We start from the raw sequence: 16,385 nt of genomic DNA on the forward strand, positions 1-16,385 counted from the left end.
ATAGCAAAAAGTGAAGGTAAATTGCTGAAAAATAGGTATATAAGCAGTTTAATAGAAATATATCGAATAATTAATCATCACTTTCTAGTTTTGTAATGATTGAAATAAGACCATTTACTCTTCTAAAATGTAAATCCCCTATTAAAAAACTAAATAGAAGTTATCAATAAATCAACATTACGAACTCACAGTATTATGGTTCAATTTCAACCCGATCAGATCTAGATACAGTTTGAATTGCGTGATGTTTACTCTCATCAACTTTAAGCCATACCACTGTAATAAGAATAACAAAGGCGATTAAATCGCAAATTGCACTGATTAATCCTGATGTCATTAGCGAAGCAACTATTAGCCCAATCGCAATCAATGCCGCTGTAATTCTAAGCTTTTTATCATTATTTTTATCTAACCATTTTTTCATACTTCACTCCTATCTGCTGATTAATAGTAATAGAGTGATGAAGGTTGAAAAATATCGATTGAGTATTTGATAGAGTAAAATAGTCTATCAAATACTCGTTATTAAATGTGAGTATTAAAAAGCGAACATACTATTTGGCTCTTACGATACAGATAGACTGTCAACTCGGTTAGCGATTATTGCTTATAGCAACGCTTTAATTCACTAAAGCGATAGAAATAGCTCCCAGCCTCAATAGGGTGACATGATGATTTAAAGCCAATTTCTTTCTCGTTATAAAGCATTTTCACAAGCAAATCATCAGCTTCACCACGATACACATCCCACTGAATATTACTGCTATAAGGTGCTACCCATTTACCGTGCCAATCATTGTTGTCGTAGCTAAAGGTCGTTTGAGGATCAACACCCTCTTCACTACCTTTCAATTGCATATTGGCAGCAAAAGGCATAATAGTTTCAGCATGGGCAAAACGTACCTTTAGTGCCGCCTGCTCATTACCTTGTTTAATTTTTTCGATTTCATTGAAAAAGTCATCAACCAATACCGATGCCATCTTGTAAGTAATATCAGTATTGTTAAAGCTTGGGCCTTTTTCATAAAAATCTTCACCATCTAATACATAGCTTAACCATTGAGTTTCTTCTGGAGTAAAGAATTGCTCAAAGTGCCAAGGCTCTTCACCTGCTTCTTGTGCCATACCTGGTGCAATTAAGTAGAGGTTAAACAAATGTATTACTGCATCGACTTCATTTTCTGCCAATAACTCATCAGGCTCTTCTGTTGAATAAAACTTCAGTTCACCATTTACTAATTGTTGTACAAACTCCGGACTATAGAGACTTTCTAATACTGCTTGTGCTACTTGATGAGATTTCTCGCTATCGAATAAACGATCAATAGCCGCTCTTAATGCAGCGTCGTGATCAACATAGTCATTGTATTCTTTGTTTTCTTTATGGAAATACAACTGCGCTTTGTTAACTTTTGGTTCTAACAGTAAATCGGCGAGATCTTGGTTATTTTCTGTCAAACCTTCAGTAAAAGCATTGGCACTTGCCAGTGCGCGATCTTTACCTGAATATTCCACCACAATATGACGTTGATTTTCTATTGCTTGATCAATCAAAGAATGATTGCGCTGTGCTGCACGCTTACCAATCGCCAACAACTCATCATGACCTAAACCGGATAAATTACCGTAACCTAACGCTTCGTTAGCTGCAGTCATACGTTCGATTTCAGCACCGAGCTTTTCACCTAATGGAGTAAGCGCACCTTGCTTTTGTGCCTCACGCCAAACTTGCATTGAAATATCGTCATATTTAAAACTGGAAAGTGCACGGGAGCCATGACGAGAGACCAACTCAGAATAAACTAACTCATAACCTTGCGGTGCTTGTTGGTAACTACCGAGTTTCTGCTGTGGCGCATAAGTTGTTTTTGTACCAAATTGATACTCAGTAACGGGATCGGGTTTATCATCTGAATGACAAGCTGTGATCCCGATAACGCCCAGAGCACAACACAAAGCAAGATAACGCATATAAAACCTTAATATTCGTGTAAAAACGCGAGATTAAGCGAGTTATGTGACAACTTATCTTCATTTAGGTCAGGCTTTTGTCAACTTAAAACTATTCGCCGCGACAGAGGTTTAACATTTCGCAATCGGTAATTCATCAAGTCGTGTAGTCCAACGGTTAGAACGATGTGCTTGCTTCATGTGCCAGTTGGAAGTTGCAATAACAGAGGCGGGTTTAATTCCATTCTTAAACTTCGCATTCATCATATCGGTGATTGCCATTAAATCTCGACGTTTAGTTTCATCATAGGCACTGGTATCAAACATATCTAATTGAAAACTATTGTTTTCAGCTGGCGTCAGTTCATCTAATATCACACCAACTTTTTGATACTCATAGCCTTCTTTATAGAGCTGTTTAAGCTGCTGTATTGCGGATTCAATAAACTTATAGTTATCTTGGCTTGGACACATAAGTGCTACTGCACTACTACGGTTTCGCTGTGGTAGTTGCTTATAGCGATTAGTACGTAAGAACACTCCAACAATATTGGCTTGGCTTCCTTGTTTTCGCAGTTTTTCTCCCGCTCGTTGGCAATGAAAAGCCAAAGCAGATTTTAACTCTTCAAACTCAGTAATACCTTGGCCGAAACTTCGACTCGACAAAATTTGTTTTCGGGTTTCATCAATATCCCCAGGCGCAATACACGCGACGCCTTGCAATTCCATTATTGTTCGTGCAAGAACGACATTCCATACTCGCCGCATTTCAGGCGCACTCTTTTGGGATAGTTGTAATGCATTATCAATACCTAATGTACGTAACTTCGTTGCCGTTTTTGCCCCTATCCCCCAAATATTTTGAATATCTGTACGAGCTAATAACCATTCCCTTTTATAATCACTGTCAATTTGAATGACACCATTCACCTGTCGCTCATACACTTTGGCTGCATGATTGCCCAATTTAGCCAAGGTTGCTGTAGCACCAATCCCTACACGAACAGGTAATCCAATATTTTTATAAATAGTGTCTTTAATTTCGCGACCATAATCTTGCAATTGTTCTAACTTAAAACCATCAAGACGAACAAAGGCTTCATCTATTGAATATTGTTCAACACACGGAGAAAATTTAGAGAGCTCTTCAATAAAACGACGACTCATATCGGCATATAAGTTGTAATTTGAACTACGTACCTGAACGCCTTTCATACGGACATCTCGTTCAACTTTAAACCATGGCGCACCACGTTGAATGCCCAGTGCTTTCGCTTGATCAGAAAGAGCGACACAACAACCATCGTTATTTGAAAGTACCACTAAGGGCTTATTCACTAACGTTGGATCAAACAACTGTTCACAAGAACAATAGAAACTCTTGGCGTCTACCAATGCCCACACTTGATCGTGTTTACCTGTAATAATTTCAGATATTGTCATTTCAAATACAGCATTAAAGTAAATTGTGAATATTACGGGTCACGACACCAAAAATTTCAGCATCTTGAGGTAGAGGAAATGATTTCATGGCTGGATTTTCTGCTTTTAACCACCAAGCATCATTTAAACGAATTAAACGTTTACAGGTAAATTCATCATATATGCGTGCAATAACTATTCGCCCAGGGATCACCTTTTCAGCCCGATCAACCACCAGCAAATCACCATCAAAAATTCCAGCGCCAATCATAGACTCACCGGATGCACGCAAAAAGAAAGTCGCATTAGGATGGCGGATCAAATACTCATCAAGATCTAAACTCTCTTGATGTCCATCAGCGGGAGATGGAAAACCACACATCACTGATTCAATAAAATACGGATATGCTGTCATTAAACAGACCAAAAATACTACTGTACATTTATACAGCTTAATACGATTGGTACTGTAAGGTCACTTTTTTTATTGTTTTTTCTCTTACTGCAAAAATCCATTATTCATGAAACATATTAAAAACCAGTAAATCAGTATTTTAATCGAATGAAAAATCATCAAACAGCGTTTTTTATACTATTTTAATGCGGAGAATATACCTTTATTGGATACAATGAATTTAATAAAATCCGATACTGAATATTGACGCCTATTTCTAGGCTTTCGTCGATATAGTATCTACTCTCAAAGATTATGGAGACACATATGACGTTACTGACTCGTAAGGCAGTTACTCTTTTAGGCCTATTAGCTTTATCTGGTTGTGCATCTTCTGACAGCCCATGCGATTCAGGTTACCTTATGCCATCAAAAATTGACGGTGCTAATTTTCAGTGTGAAAAACCAACTCATACTGTCGTTCCTGAAACAACAGTAACGCCACCGCCAGTGATTGATAGCGATTATATCAACAACAATAATGCGCACCTTGAAGATGAGACATCAATGACTAACGACCAAGCATTTGGTGATATTTCTCCTTCTCGTTACACAGTACAAATCTTAGCACTAAGTGAAGAGCGTAATTTACGTGGTTACCTACAGCCAATTACAGGTAATGAGCCAATTTGGGTTAACTGGAAACATGTCGACGGCCGTAACTGGTACGCTGTCATTTATGGTAACTTTGCAACAAAAGATGAAGCTCGCCAAGCTATTCACAGTCTACCTGCATCTGTTCAAGCACAAGGACCATTCCCATTAAGCTTTGCCAAGGTGAAAGCTGACAAAGAAGGTCAGGTATACCAACTACGTTAATCAACCTTTGATTACGCAATAAAAAACCAGCACTTAGGCTGGTTTTTTATCGTCTATATTTTTTAACAGAAATAAAAAACCAGAGTCATACTCTGGCTTTTTTGCAGTGATTAAATAGAGAGCTTATTCGCCATCTTTACTCACGTCTGTATTGCGCTTTTTCTTCGGCATAAATACGTCGTTACCCACCGCTTGGTTTTCGTAAAAACGTTTATCCACTTTCTTCTTAGCGCGTGGAGCTTGCTGCTTCTGAGCAACCACTTTATCGCCTGTTGGTTTCTTCTTAATAAACTTCTTCTTAGGCGCAGGTTTCAACCCTTTAAACTTACCTTCTAAACCTTCGATAGTGGTAAATTCAATCTTCTGCTTTAAGAATGCTTCAACGTTTTTAAAGCTCTTCCAGTCTTTAGGGCCAACCAGTGATACAGCATCACCTTTGTTACCCGCACGGCCTGTACGACCTACACGGTGGACATATTCTTCCGCATGTTTAGGCATATCGAAGTTAATAACCAGTGATACGTTATCTATATCTAAACCACGAGAAGCAATATCCGTTGTAACAAGGATCTTATGACATGTGCGCTCAAATTGGCTCATGATGCTATTACGCTGGTTCTGGTTTAAGCTGCCACTTAGTGCAACGGCTTTTAGCTTGCGCTCGTTTAGTTCAGCGGTTAAACGATCAGTATCAGCACGGGTTGCAGTAAAGATGATAACTTGTTTGTAATCTTGGGTTTCTAAGATTTTATCCAGTAACGCTTGTTTATGATCTAAGTGATCACAAAGAATAAAGCGTTGTGTAATATCTTTATGCTCTTCTGCTGAGTGGCCAATCGAAATACGCTTGGGGTTATCAAGCATTTCAGATGCAATTTCTACGACATCTGAATGGTCTAACGTTGCAGAGAACATTAAGGTTTGACGACGACGGTGGTTAGCCGCTTCGTTAATACGACGAAGTTGTGCTTCAAAACCTAAATCAAGCATACGGTCTGCTTCATCAAGGATTAGCATTTCTAAACCGTCAAGGTGCGTACTACGGTGCTCTAGGTGATCAGCTAAACGACCCGGTGTTGCAACAACAAACATAGGGTCATTACGAAGTGCTTTAACTTGATCATTAAAGTTTTCACCACCAACAATCAAGGTACCGTCATAAGGTGTACCTGCATTTAATGTACGTAATTGCGCAAAAACCTGTTTAGCCAATTCACGCGTTGGTGTCAGGATCAATACTCGAGGATCACGGCGTGTAAACGGCTTACTACGATACATACGTTGCATTGCAGGAAGCAAAAACGCCAATGTTTTACCGGAACCCGTTTTCGATGAGGCTAAGATATCTTTGCCTGCGATAGCAACAGGAATAGCTGTTTGCTGAATTTCGGTTGCTCGATCAAACGCCAAGTGATTGATTTTTTTCAGTAGGCGTGGGTCTAATCCAAGATCTTTAAAATGCAAAATGACGCTCCGGTAAAAACAACTCTTTGGATAGAGTTTACAGTTAACTATGATGAATATCACAATAACGTGAAAAACATTAGCCGTTGATTATAACACAAGTTCTGATTAAGAAAGCATATTTACCTTTTTCATTTTCTCATAAAGCGGTAGATAAAAGCGAATTGGAAAGCAATGAGCATTTAGTCTAATCTAGCGAAGATTTATTCAATAAGGATGTATGATGTCAGAAAATAAATTCCCATTATGGTTAGCCGTTTCCTATACCCTCTTTTTCATCATTTTAGGAATAAACCCTGCTTTTAGAGAAGTATGGATAGCAGAAGCCATTCCGCTGATTATTATTTTTGGAATACTCATTTTCACTTTCCGTTACTATCGTTTTAGTAACCTTGCTTACGCTTTAATGGCAGTATGGTTAGTACTACACAATATCGGCGCTCACTATACCTTTGCGAATGTCCCATTTGATTGGTTTAATGATTTAATTGGTTCCCGACGTAATAATTTTGATCGTCTTGCCCACTTTTCAATTGGCTTTTATGCTTTCCCTATCGCTGAATATTTAGTGAGAAAAGACCATTGTAAGCCGCTTATTGCCGGTTTATTTGGTTTATTTGCTGTCATGGCGATTGCTGCTGGTTATGAGATCATTGAATGGTGGTACGCTGCAAGTGCTGGTGGTGAAGCAGGCATTGAATTCTTAGGCTCTCAAGGAGATATTTGGGATGCTCAGAAAGATATGTTAGCTGACACCTTAGGTGCCGTGTTTAGTTTGATCTTATTCTTTATTTTTAAAACCTATAAGCAAACCGAAGGTTAAAACATCTGCTGTTAAATGCTCATATCAAAAAGGCGCTCACTTCAATATAAAGTGAGCGCCTTTTGATTATTCGTAATTCAGTGCTAACGCTAATTATTCAGAGTCTGGATAACCATTTGGGTTAGTCGACTGCCAGCGCCAAGTATCTTGTGTCATATCATCTAAGGTTAATTTCGCTTCCCAATGTAACTCTGCTTTTGCTTTTGCAGGATCGGCCCAACATTCAGCAATATCACCAGAACGACGCGCTGCAATGCGGTAAGCCACTTCCACACCTGAAGCATTAGAGAATGCATCAACCATTTGCAGTACGCTGTTACCTTTACCTGTACCTAGGTTATAAATGTGTAAACCTGCTTCAGAGCCTTTATGGTTCAGTGCTGCTAAGTGACCATCAGCAAGATCAACGACATGAATGTAATCACGAACGCCAGTGCCATCAATCGTTGGATAATCATTGCCAAACACAGATAGGAATTCACGGCGGCCAACTGCAACTTGAGAAATAAATGGCATCAAGTTATTCGGGATACCTTGTGGATCTTCACCCATAGTGCCTGATTTGTGCGAACCAACAGGATTAAAGTAACGCAGTAACGTAATGCTCATTTCTGGATGAGCGTGTTGAATATCGGCCAAACACTCTTCAACCATTAACTTACTACGGCCATAAGGGTTGGTCGCACTGGTTGGAAAGTCTTCTGTAATTGGTACAGAAGCGGGATCGCCATAAACCGTTGCTGATGAACTAAAGATCAATGCATTCACACCAGCCGCACGCATAGCTTCAACAAGCACTAATGTGCCATGAACATTATTATCGTAGTATTCAAGAGGCTTCTCTACTGACTCACCCACTGCTTTTAAACCCGCAAAATGGATAACAGCATCAATTTCATTTTCAGCGAAAACTTTATCTAAAAAAGCACGATCGCGAATATCCCCTTGATAAAAAGTAGGTTTAACGCCAGTTAGGTTTTCAATACGACCCAATACTGTTTCTTTACTGTTATACAAATTATCGACAATAATTGGTGTCATACCTGCTTCAATCATTTGTACACAAGTATGACTGCCGATATATCCCATGCCACCAGTAACTAAAACACGCATAGTGTCTCCTAATCCTTAAAATAGAGGCTATCACATTCATACAAAGCTATATTAAGCCGTCATATTAAATGGATAATCAATCAGTTGACAATAATTATCGTGATTCATCACCATAGTTTCAAGTCAGTTATGCTTAATATTACCATCGAACGCACTTAATCTTTATTATCTATGTTTACAATTACAAACAATATCTTCAGTTTTAATGACTTGCACCGCTGTTATAAAACACCGTATTATTATGCGGTGCTTTTTTAACTATCGAGTCACTATGAAACGTTTATTTCCTATAACTATGATGGTATGCAGCTTGCTACCTCTTCTCAATGGCTGTGAAGTGGTTCAATGGAAAACCGATCATGATCAAACCGTACTACATGATGATGGTTTTACTAAACATTCCCTTGCATTAAAAGAAGGCGGAACGCTGACTTACTGGGAAGGTGGACAAGGTAAACCTTTATTATTATTGCACGGTTTTGGCGGAACAGCTGCGGCAACATGGAAAGCTGAAATGCTTGAGTTAAGCAAACATTATCGTGTTATCGCGCCTGATTTATTGTGGTTTGGTGAATCAAAAAGTAAAGCAGAAGCACGTTTAGCGACCCAAACTCAAGCAATATGGCAACTTGTTGATCACTTAAAACTACAAAAAATCAATGTTGCTGGTATCTCTTACGGCGGTTTTATTACTTACGATATGATGACGACACCAGAGAGGATCAATAAAGCCATTATCATTGCTAGCCCAGGCCCGCTTTTTAGCGATAATGACTTAGCTGATTTGGTTAAACGTGCCAATGTGAATACACCAGAAGCGTTATTTGTGCCGAATGGTGCTGACGGTATTCGCCGTTTATACGACAATGTTTTTGTGAAAAAAAAGCCAATGCCGGATTTTGTTGCAGAGCAAATCTATCAAGGCTATTTTTCACAATGGAAGCCAGAACGTACCAGTTTGATCCAAACACTGCCATTAGATCGTGATCGTATTCAGCAATTCGATCCTACTCATTTGCCGAAACTCATGCTCATTTGGGGTGAAAAAGATAAGATATTTCCATTATCTAATGGCATCAAACTCAGCAAATATACTCAAGCACCCATCGTGGTTATCCCAAATACTGCACACGGTGTGACTAATGAGCAACCCCACCTCACATCTGAACTGATTAATAACTTTTTACAACAATAAATCAGTGAGCAGTAGTAAATAAGAGGGAAGATACATTCTTCCCTCATTATCGCTGGCTTCTAACGTTATTAACACGTTAGACAAAATAAATCATCGTTTCTATTCTTTATTGTTCTTGATAAAACTCGTTACATTAAATTTCAAAAAAAATTAGACATAGAGTAAAACGCTGCTATTCTCGCACAGTGCACAACATGCTGTATTCTTTCATTCTGTGCGAAGGCGTTTCCAACTTATGACGACATTAATCAAAAGCAATCAACTCCACCCCACCAATTTTGCTTATATCGAACTTAGCGAAAAAACACTTAAAAAACAGCTCGCATTACTTTTCCCTTTTTCTGGCGCTATTTGTGCTGTCATCGCATTTACTTATTTCGTTTCTGATGCTGAGTTTTATTTCACGCTTGTCGGTATCGTTGGCATGTTCCTTTGTTATAGCCTTGCTCTCCTCAACCGCTCTATTTTTTCAGCGAAAGTCTTATTCTGGATATTCTTGATTGCGACAACCTTAGTCTGTGCTAGTGGGTTTTATTTTGAAGGTGCACGACACATCAGTAACACAATTGGATTAACCATTCCTCTGTTGTGTTTTTTCGCTTTAAGGATAAAAACAGCAGCATGGTATAGCACTCTATTTGGTTTTATCTATATCGTTCTGAGTATTTCTGAAATTTCCAATAAACACTTACAAATATCATCGGCATTACAAAACATCAGTGCTTATTCAATAATTTTTTTGATGGCATTTTTACTTTCTCGCCATCGCTATGATGCCATTATGCAAGTTAAACGTACCACAACGCATGACTACTTAACTGGGCTTCTAAGCCGTGAAGGCTTCATCCCTCTTTATCTTAATGAGTCATCTCGTTGTAAACGCTATCGTCGTGATATATCGATGCTACTGATTGATATCGATAATCTTCGCGACATTAACGATCGATACGGACTCGATGTGGGTGATAAAGCTATTATGATGCTGGCAAAATGCATGAAAGAGACTTGTAATGCCGATGTTCAAATTGCACGCTTAAGTTGCCAAGAATTTTGTATTCTTATACCTAATGCAGATCTCCAAAAAGCAGAGTTTATAGCCATTGCATTACGCAATGAGGTCGCTAAATGGACTTTAGAGTTAGAATCTGGTCATAAAATTAATATGACGATCAGTGTTGGTATAACCACCGTTGAACATCAAGATTTTAGGTATGACTACATTAAAGCAGAGAGTGCATTGATGCGTGCGAAACGTTGGGGATATAATCAAATAGCAACCAATGAATAAAGGTGCTAAAGCATGTCTTCTAAAATACTGTGCCAATGGAAATGTTTTTCAGTTGAAGAACAAGCGCACGTACTGCCGAATAATAAACAAGTAACATTTACATCAATTAAGCATCCTGGGGCTGTGGTCATTATTCCTATTAATAGCCAAGGACATCTTGTTTTAGTTAACCAATATCGTCCTGCGATTAACCAATGGATTTTGGAATTTCCAGCTGGAACAATAGAGCCGAATGAAGATATTTTTCTTTGTGCGAAAAGAGAGCTCGCTGAAGAAACCAATTTAAAAGCAGAAAGCTGGCAGTCATTAGGAGAATTACTACCAGTACCTAGCTTTTGCGATGAGATCCAACACCTTTTCGTTGCAACAGATCTCGCCCCAACCATTGGTCAGCTTGATGATGATGAGATTATCGAAGTTGTTACCCTTTCGGTAACTGAACTCGAGCAAAAAATCGTAAAAAATGAAGTTAAAGATAACAAAACCCTGTCTGCTTTTCTTAAAGCACGTTTAGCTGGACTCCTATAATTTTTTGCGCTGAAGCCGATTTCAGCGTAAAAACCATATCTGGAAAATAACTACCCATACATATTGTTCGTCGTTCTCACAGTAAAAGACTATAAAGAACACTTTATGGAGCGGTAGTTCATGTCTTTTCTTCTCGCATTATTATTTACCCTATCCTCTAACCTCGATAATTTTGTCATAGGTTTAACATACGGAGTTAAAAGTGTAGATATTCCTCTTTCATCGAATATGATCATTTCATTTATTACCACTTTCATTACCTATTTATCCATGCTGTTTGGTCAACTGATCACTCACCTTGTTCCTCACCAATTTTCGAATGAATTAGGTTCAATCATTTTTATTCTAATGGGGGCTTGGTTTATTGTTGCAAATTTAGTTAAAAAACAACAAATAACACAAGAGAAACCCCGAGATATAAGCATTAAAGGTGCGGTTATATTAGGTTTTTTACTTTCAATTAATAATATTGGAGTGGGTATTCTTGGTAGTATTACTCATCTAAATATCATGTTAGTTGTAGCATTAACCTTTATTACTGGTATTGGATTAACCTATGCCGGCAATAATTTAGGCAATTATGTGATTGGTAAAGTGATTGGTAAATATAACGACATCATTTCTGGCACATTACTCATTGGGTTAGGTGTACTATCTTTGCTTTTCACTTTCTAACCAATAAAAAAGCCCAGCACTAAGCTGGGCAAAGCAGTGCTACTTAATTCTCGTAGAAAACAGAATAAATAAGTAGCGACTACGTCATCAGCAGTGGACGCTTAGACTATTTAAGTATTGCAATTAATCGCTACACTTTATTTACAAATCAATGACTACATCGCGATAACAGCTTAGTTTAAAGTTTTACTTCCCAGCGCGTTAGTGGCTTATTCGTATCAATACCCCCCCGCCCCCAACGATCAAGGCTATCAATCACGATCACTTTGGTACCAGTAGAAACGAATGCTTTCATATTTTGACTTAACGCTTTAGTTGTCAAAATAGTTAGTGAAGGATCTTCTTTTAACACTCGGCTTAACTGCGCTTTATCGGCATCTGTCCATTCCAATTCTGGTTTCGTCATACGCTCAACAACAAATAGCTGATTACCTGATGCAAAATCTTCTAGCTCTGCAGAAAGTAATACAACAGCATTAACATCCGCTTGCATAAGAGTGTCTTGTTGACGATTAATCAACTTACGAATATCTATCATTAAAGCTTGTTGATTTTTTTCAATTTGCAGGGCCTTTTCAGGCCATAAACGCTGGAGGTCATCGCTTACAATTGCTGCCATGCGCGTTAAGTTGGTCGGATTTAGCCATGCATATAACGACGTAGTCCCGTCGGATAAACGCAGTGCCGCTACACCTTGTGCGCGTGACGAAATTGCTTGAGATGCGTCAATTTCAACAATCTTTATATTGCCCTCACGCGCATGAACAAAGAGCGGATCTTTCGGCCAAATGGCGCCTAACGTAATCGCTGCTTTTGCTGTTTTACTGGCATTTGAAGCAACATCAGCCCCTTTGGTTGAAAACCAGTTAGGTAAGCGCGTTACACCGTAGCGTTTAGGAGGCAAATACTCTGTCGTGATCCCTGTCTCTTTAGTCAACGCTGTCGCTAACATATAAGTCACAGGCGTTGCTGTTAAAATGTCTTTGGCGTAAGCAACACTTGTTGGCAGTAAAACGGCAGCACTTAAACAGGCACCGAATAACACAGTTTGCGTTTTGCGCATGGAGATAGAAAATTTATTCAACAAAAACATGTGGTTTCCTGATTAACTTTTACGAATAATGCGGTACATCGTTGCTGACATGAAAAAGATAGCAGAAACAATAATAATCGCAGCGCCTGATGGAACTGGAAGTTTTAATTCCATTGGCAATACCGTACCAATAACACAACTTATTGTGGCTAGTAGAGCCGACAATAAAACAAAACTGCCCATATTCTTGGTTAATAACCGCGCCGTTGCGCCAGGGATCAATAGCAACGCCCCAACCAACACTGCTCCAACAATTTTCACAGATGCAATCGTGACCAGCGTTATCATCATCACAAAGAGGTAATCGTAAAAATTGGTTTTGTAGCCCCGAACTCGCGCAATATCAGGACTAATACAGGTTAATAAAATCCGATTAAACGTCGGTATTAAGAGCAGTACAATTAAGGCGCAACTGATCGCAAGAACAATCAAATCTTGATCTGTTACCGTTAGGATTGAACCAAACAAGACGTTTTCTAACATGTGAATATTGATCTTACGTGCTACATACATCAACAATGCAGCACCAACCGCTAATGCTAACGCGAGGAAAACACCGACTAATGTGTCGTAAGGTACATTGGTTCGATTTCGCACGAAATGCAGCAATAAAGCAAAAATCATGCAGAAGCTAAATAAACCAATGAATGGATTTTCTGGCGGCTCGCCTAACAATACACCTAAGGCAATACCCGTTAGAGCGGCGTGACCGACAGCTTCAGAAAAAAAAGCTAAACGTTTAGCTATCACTAAGGTACCTAAACCACCTAAAAGAGGCCCAAGCAACAGTGCAGCTACGATTGCATTAACCATAAAGGCATAAGAGAAACTGTCACTTAACCAACCAGCATCAACACCGAGTTGTGCCCAATGTCTTAATAGTTCCATTACGCCACCTCTGATTGATTAGACGCAGAGACTGCTGGCTGTGAATAATGATTAAACAAACGTTCAATCTTCTCTGGTACCAATACTTGACTATGATCACCGCTATCAACTAACACACGATTGACCACATGAACTTGCGCTTCTAAACGTCGAACCGCTGTCACATCATGATGAACCGCTAATACAGTTTTACCTTGGTTAACAAATTCATGGATAAGCGATTCTAAATAACGCACACCCTGCTCATCCATACCCGTCGTTGGCTCATCAAGTACCAGTAAATCAGGATTATCTAATAGTGCTTGAGCAAACAACACACGCTGCTGTTCACCGCCAGATAATTGCCCCATACGACGATCTGCACGATTCGCCATACCGACACGATCAAGTTGCGTTAATGCAATTTGTTTATCTTTCTGACGTTGGCGCCAAAACAAAGGTGAACGGGTTTGATTTAATAAGATAAAATCCATCACGGTTAACGGTAGACTTTGTTCAAACATTGCTTTTTGTGGCACATAACCAATCGTACCGGCTTTACCGTTATTAACAGATTCATCCCATAAAATATCAATTTGCCCACGAAACGGTGTTAAGCCTAAAATAGAACGTAGCAATGATGTTTTACCGCCACCATTAGGTCCCATCACCACATGGCATTGTCCACCGTCAAATTGATGAGTGATTTCAGATAAAATCTGATTAGGACCGTATTGAAGGTTAACGTTAGTTAACTGAATGCTAGGACCGATGATCATGCTTGATCCTTATTTGCAGCAAACTTGATTGCTTCAACTAATGTGGCAAGGTTTTCTTTCATCTCAAGTTCAACTTTCTTACCGTCATAGTCTCCATGTGTCATGTGAGAAAAACGGTATAACTGAACACCTGTTGCCTTTTCAATGGTATCGACATAACGATTAGGCATGTTTAATTCATAAAACAAAACGTCAATGCCTGATTGTTTAATTTTCTCAATGGTTTCTTGTAGTTGGCTTGCACTTGGTTCTACACCATGCGCAGGTTCAATCACCGCAGCAACATCAACACCAAACTCTTGCAATAAGTAGCCATACGCATTGTGCGTAGTCGCAACTTTCATTCCCGCTGTATCTAAATCCCCCAGCGTTAACATTGCATCACGCTTCATTAAACGAAACTGTTTAGCATAATCACGGGCATTTTTTCGATATTCAGCGGCGTTGTCAGGATCAATTTTCGCTAATGCATTAGCAATGGTATAAACCTTCTGAATCGTGGTAGATAATCCAACAAACGTATGGGGATTCACAGCGCCATTACCAACCGACTGCCCCATCGCAGGCAACAGTGGCACATCATTATTAGCTTCAATGACAATCAAATCATCACGATCTGCTGCTTGAATAACTTTCAACGCAAAATCATCGTGACCAATACCATTAACCACAATGATATCCATCTCTTTTAGACGTTTAAGATCATTAGGTTGAGGTAAATAGTTATGGGGATTAAAACCTGCATCAACCAATGGCAAAATTTCTGCTTTATCACCAACAACCGCTTTTACATAACTGTAATAAGGCTGCAAAGTAATACCAATGGTCTTTTTATCAGCAGCAAAGCTATTCATACTCACAAGCAATGCTATGGCAGTAAGGCTAGATTTAATTAATTTATTCATTGTTATCTAAATCTCGGTACAGTAAAGATTAACGGCAATAAAACCAAAGCGCCGTTATTAGTGATTGTGTGATCCGTTGTTATTAGGAGAATCGTTAAACACAATTTGCGTCCAACCATTATTGATTAAATGTTTGCCATCAAAATCGCGTAATGTATTGGCATCAAGTAAGCTCACATTATCGTTCATCGCGAGCCAAATATCGGGAGACGCTGAATGACTATTAAGCACTATCGACATCGCGCCTTTATCATCCGACCTCACACCTTGATAGATAGCATCAGTTATCAGTGCCCACTGATGACGACCTTTTCGCTCCCAACTTTTATCTGTCACAAAAGGAGCAATCCAAAACTCTTGAAGCTCAGAGATTTGTGGCCATTGACCAACAGCAGCACTTAACTGGCTATCTTGATATAAGTTACGGATTTCTTCATGAGCAAGCCGTAATTCCGCAATCATAGCGATTTCTTCAGCGGCTAAATCAGTAATTGAAATTTGATGCGAAAGCAGTGCCGATTTGGGTTGCTTGGTTTGGTGATAAGGAAGTAAAACAAAAGACACCAACAAGATTAATCCAATACATAAGGCGACCCACTTACCTTCTCGATCTCCATTATCAGAGCGAACAGTTTGACGGATCATTTTTCTTTTATCTCAACAACATCGACTTCAACAGGATTCTCATGTCCAGCATCAAAAACCAAATAAAAGTCAGTATCAGGCTTGGTGAACTCAGCGATTGAGCGCTTATCTGTCATGCCTTTCGCGATTAAGTTATCGTCGTAATCAAACATATCAACGTTGTATTCCACTGCGGTACTGCCATCACTATAACCGGCTTCACACAACACTTTATCGGCTTCAAACCAACAACTCATTAGTGGAAAATGAGCAAATGCTGCCGTTGAAAAAGTCCCTAAACAAAGTAAAGATGCCGCAATAATGGATGATTTCATTGTCATAAAAACCTCAAACAAGCCCAAAGACAGGCTTAAAGAATGCAGAGA

At 39.1% G+C, this 16,385-nt stretch carries 18 protein-coding genes; 6 read left to right on the top strand and 12 right to left on the bottom strand.

Features of this window, described 5'->3' with window-relative positions; all coding sequences use genetic code 11:
* Positions 1–193: 193 nt before the first annotated feature.
* The 4 genes from C9J40_RS16195 to C9J40_RS16210 form a co-directional block, all read right to left on the bottom strand.
* A complete protein-coding gene (locus tag C9J40_RS16195; RefSeq protein ID WP_107207901.1) occupies positions 194–424 on the bottom strand; it encodes a hypothetical protein in 231 nt (76 codons plus the stop codon).
* 176 nt (positions 425–600) lie between these two features.
* Complete coding sequence (locus C9J40_RS16200; RefSeq protein WP_107247437.1) at positions 601–1,971, bottom strand: histidine-type phosphatase; 1,371 nt, start codon at positions 1,969–1,971, stop codon at positions 601–603.
* A gap of 111 nt (positions 1,972–2,082) precedes the next feature.
* Positions 2,083–3,393 carry a Y-family DNA polymerase gene (locus C9J40_RS16205; protein WP_107247438.1) on the bottom strand — a complete coding sequence of 437 codons (1,311 nt, stop codon included), beginning with the start codon at positions 3,391–3,393 and terminating at the stop codon, positions 2,083–2,085.
* A gap of 13 nt (positions 3,394–3,406) precedes the next feature.
* A complete protein-coding gene (locus C9J40_RS16210) occupies positions 3,407–3,787 on the bottom strand; it encodes a LexA family transcriptional regulator (RefSeq protein WP_107207896.1) in 381 nt (126 codons plus the stop codon).
* A 306-nt stretch (positions 3,788–4,093) separates the two neighbouring features.
* On the opposite strand from C9J40_RS16210, the gene C9J40_RS16215 reads away from it, so the two are divergent.
* Positions 4,094–4,645 carry an SPOR domain-containing protein gene (locus C9J40_RS16215; protein WP_107207894.1) on the top strand — a complete coding sequence of 184 codons (552 nt, stop codon included), beginning with the start codon at positions 4,094–4,096 and terminating at the stop codon, positions 4,643–4,645.
* A 123-nt stretch (positions 4,646–4,768) separates the two neighbouring features.
* Here C9J40_RS16215 and C9J40_RS16220 read toward each other — a convergent pair whose 3' ends face one another.
* A complete protein-coding gene (locus tag C9J40_RS16220; RefSeq protein WP_105062160.1) occupies positions 4,769–6,109 on the bottom strand; it encodes a DEAD/DEAH box helicase in 1,341 nt (446 codons plus the stop codon).
* A 223-nt stretch (positions 6,110–6,332) separates the two neighbouring features.
* Here C9J40_RS16220 and C9J40_RS16225 point away from each other — a divergent pair, with 223 nt between their 5' ends.
* Positions 6,333–6,932: a DUF2238 domain-containing protein gene (locus tag C9J40_RS16225; protein ID WP_107207893.1), complete on the top strand. Its 600-nt coding sequence runs from the start codon at positions 6,333–6,335 to the stop codon at positions 6,930–6,932.
* A 93-nt stretch (positions 6,933–7,025) separates the two neighbouring features.
* Here C9J40_RS16225 and galE read toward each other — a convergent pair whose 3' ends face one another.
* The gene (gene galE, locus C9J40_RS16230) at positions 7,026–8,045 is read right to left on the bottom strand and encodes a UDP-glucose 4-epimerase GalE (protein WP_107247439.1); all 1,020 of its coding nucleotides are present in this window, start codon (positions 8,043–8,045) and stop codon (positions 7,026–7,028) included.
* 271 nt (positions 8,046–8,316) lie between these two features.
* Between galE and C9J40_RS16235 the strand changes: the two genes are divergently transcribed.
* From C9J40_RS16235 to C9J40_RS16250, 4 genes are all read left to right on the top strand, one after another.
* Positions 8,317–9,240, top strand: coding sequence for an alpha/beta fold hydrolase (locus C9J40_RS16235; RefSeq protein WP_107247440.1), 924 nt, complete (start codon positions 8,317–8,319; stop codon positions 9,238–9,240).
* A gap of 235 nt (positions 9,241–9,475) precedes the next feature.
* Complete coding sequence (locus C9J40_RS16240; RefSeq protein WP_107247441.1) at positions 9,476–10,528, top strand: GGDEF domain-containing protein; 1,053 nt, start codon at positions 9,476–9,478, stop codon at positions 10,526–10,528.
* Positions 10,529–10,540: 12 nt separating this feature from the next.
* Positions 10,541–11,056, top strand: coding sequence for an NUDIX hydrolase (locus C9J40_RS16245; RefSeq protein WP_107207885.1), 516 nt, complete (start codon positions 10,541–10,543; stop codon positions 11,054–11,056).
* Between the two features lie 120 nt (positions 11,057–11,176).
* Positions 11,177–11,731, top strand: coding sequence for a manganese efflux pump (locus tag C9J40_RS16250; protein WP_107247442.1), 555 nt, complete (start codon positions 11,177–11,179; stop codon positions 11,729–11,731).
* A 178-nt stretch (positions 11,732–11,909) separates the two neighbouring features.
* Here the strand turns inward: C9J40_RS16250 and C9J40_RS16255 are convergent, their stop codons facing one another.
* Genes C9J40_RS16255 through C9J40_RS16280 form a run of 6 tightly spaced genes read right to left on the bottom strand, consistent with a single transcriptional unit; the run spans position 11,910 to position 16,334 of the window.
* Positions 11,910–12,824 (bottom strand): metal ABC transporter solute-binding protein, Zn/Mn family, encoded by a 915-nt coding sequence (locus C9J40_RS16255; protein ID WP_107247443.1) that lies wholly within the window; start codon positions 12,822–12,824, stop codon positions 11,910–11,912.
* 12 nt (positions 12,825–12,836) lie between these two features.
* On the bottom strand, positions 12,837–13,712 hold the full coding sequence (locus C9J40_RS16260; protein ID WP_045082039.1) for a metal ABC transporter permease: 876 nt from the start codon (positions 13,710–13,712) through the stop codon (positions 12,837–12,839).
* The gene (locus tag C9J40_RS16265; RefSeq protein WP_107207883.1) at positions 13,712–14,470 is read right to left on the bottom strand and encodes a metal ABC transporter ATP-binding protein; all 759 of its coding nucleotides are present in this window, start codon (positions 14,468–14,470) and stop codon (positions 13,712–13,714) included. The genes C9J40_RS16260 and C9J40_RS16265 overlap by 1 nt, the downstream gene beginning before the upstream one ends.
* Positions 14,467–15,375, bottom strand: a complete 909-nt coding sequence (locus tag C9J40_RS16270) for a metal ABC transporter solute-binding protein, Zn/Mn family (protein WP_107207881.1) — start codon at positions 15,373–15,375, stop codon at positions 14,467–14,469. The genes C9J40_RS16265 and C9J40_RS16270 overlap by 4 nt, the downstream gene beginning before the upstream one ends.
* A gap of 57 nt (positions 15,376–15,432) precedes the next feature.
* On the bottom strand, positions 15,433–16,020 hold the full coding sequence (locus C9J40_RS16275) for a hypothetical protein (protein WP_107247444.1): 588 nt from the start codon (positions 16,018–16,020) through the stop codon (positions 15,433–15,435).
* The gene (locus tag C9J40_RS16280; protein WP_199187125.1) at positions 16,017–16,334 is read right to left on the bottom strand and encodes a hypothetical protein; all 318 of its coding nucleotides are present in this window, start codon (positions 16,332–16,334) and stop codon (positions 16,017–16,019) included. Before C9J40_RS16280 ends, C9J40_RS16275 begins: the two co-directional genes overlap by 4 nt.
* Positions 16,335–16,385 lie beyond the last annotated feature (51 nt).

The sequence above is a fragment of the Photobacterium sp. GB-72 genome, assembly GCF_003026095.1.
In the GTDB taxonomy this organism is placed as follows: domain Bacteria; phylum Pseudomonadota; class Gammaproteobacteria; order Enterobacterales; family Vibrionaceae; genus Photobacterium.

Coding starts and splice junctions, on each gene's coding strand:
- C9J40_RS16195 (WP_107207901.1), bottom strand. CDS start 424: ATGAAAAAATGGTTAGATAAAAATAATGATAAAAAGCTTAGAATTACA.
- C9J40_RS16200 (WP_107247437.1), bottom strand. CDS start 1,971: ATGCGTTATCTTGCTTTGTGTTGTGCTCTGGGCGTTATCGGGATCACA.
- C9J40_RS16205 (WP_107247438.1), bottom strand. CDS start 3,393: ATGACAATATCTGAAATTATTACAGGTAAACACGATCAAGTGTGGGCA.
- C9J40_RS16210 (WP_107207896.1), bottom strand. CDS start 3,787: ATGACAGCATATCCGTATTTTATTGAATCAGTGATGTGTGGTTTTCCA.
- C9J40_RS16215 (WP_107207894.1), top strand. CDS start 4,094: ATGACGTTACTGACTCGTAAGGCAGTTACTCTTTTAGGCCTATTAGCT.
- C9J40_RS16225 (WP_107207893.1), top strand. CDS start 6,333: ATGTCAGAAAATAAATTCCCATTATGGTTAGCCGTTTCCTATACCCTC.
- galE (WP_107247439.1), bottom strand. CDS start 8,045: ATGCGTGTTTTAGTTACTGGTGGCATGGGATATATCGGCAGTCATACT.
- C9J40_RS16235 (WP_107247440.1), top strand. CDS start 8,317: ATGAAACGTTTATTTCCTATAACTATGATGGTATGCAGCTTGCTACCT.
- C9J40_RS16240 (WP_107247441.1), top strand. CDS start 9,476: ATGACGACATTAATCAAAAGCAATCAACTCCACCCCACCAATTTTGCT.
- C9J40_RS16245 (WP_107207885.1), top strand. CDS start 10,541: ATGTCTTCTAAAATACTGTGCCAATGGAAATGTTTTTCAGTTGAAGAA.
- C9J40_RS16250 (WP_107247442.1), top strand. CDS start 11,177: ATGTCTTTTCTTCTCGCATTATTATTTACCCTATCCTCTAACCTCGAT.
- C9J40_RS16255 (WP_107247443.1), bottom strand. CDS start 12,824: ATGTTTTTGTTGAATAAATTTTCTATCTCCATGCGCAAAACGCAAACT.
- C9J40_RS16260 (WP_045082039.1), bottom strand. CDS start 13,712: ATGGAACTATTAAGACATTGGGCACAACTCGGTGTTGATGCTGGTTGG.
- C9J40_RS16265 (WP_107207883.1), bottom strand. CDS start 14,470: ATGATCATCGGTCCTAGCATTCAGTTAACTAACGTTAACCTTCAATAC.
- C9J40_RS16270 (WP_107207881.1), bottom strand. CDS start 15,375: ATGAATAAATTAATTAAATCTAGCCTTACTGCCATAGCATTGCTTGTG.
- C9J40_RS16275 (WP_107247444.1), bottom strand. CDS start 16,020: ATGATCCGTCAAACTGTTCGCTCTGATAATGGAGATCGAGAAGGTAAG.
- C9J40_RS16280 (WP_199187125.1), bottom strand. CDS start 16,334: ATGAAATCATCCATTATTGCGGCATCTTTACTTTGTTTAGGGACTTTT.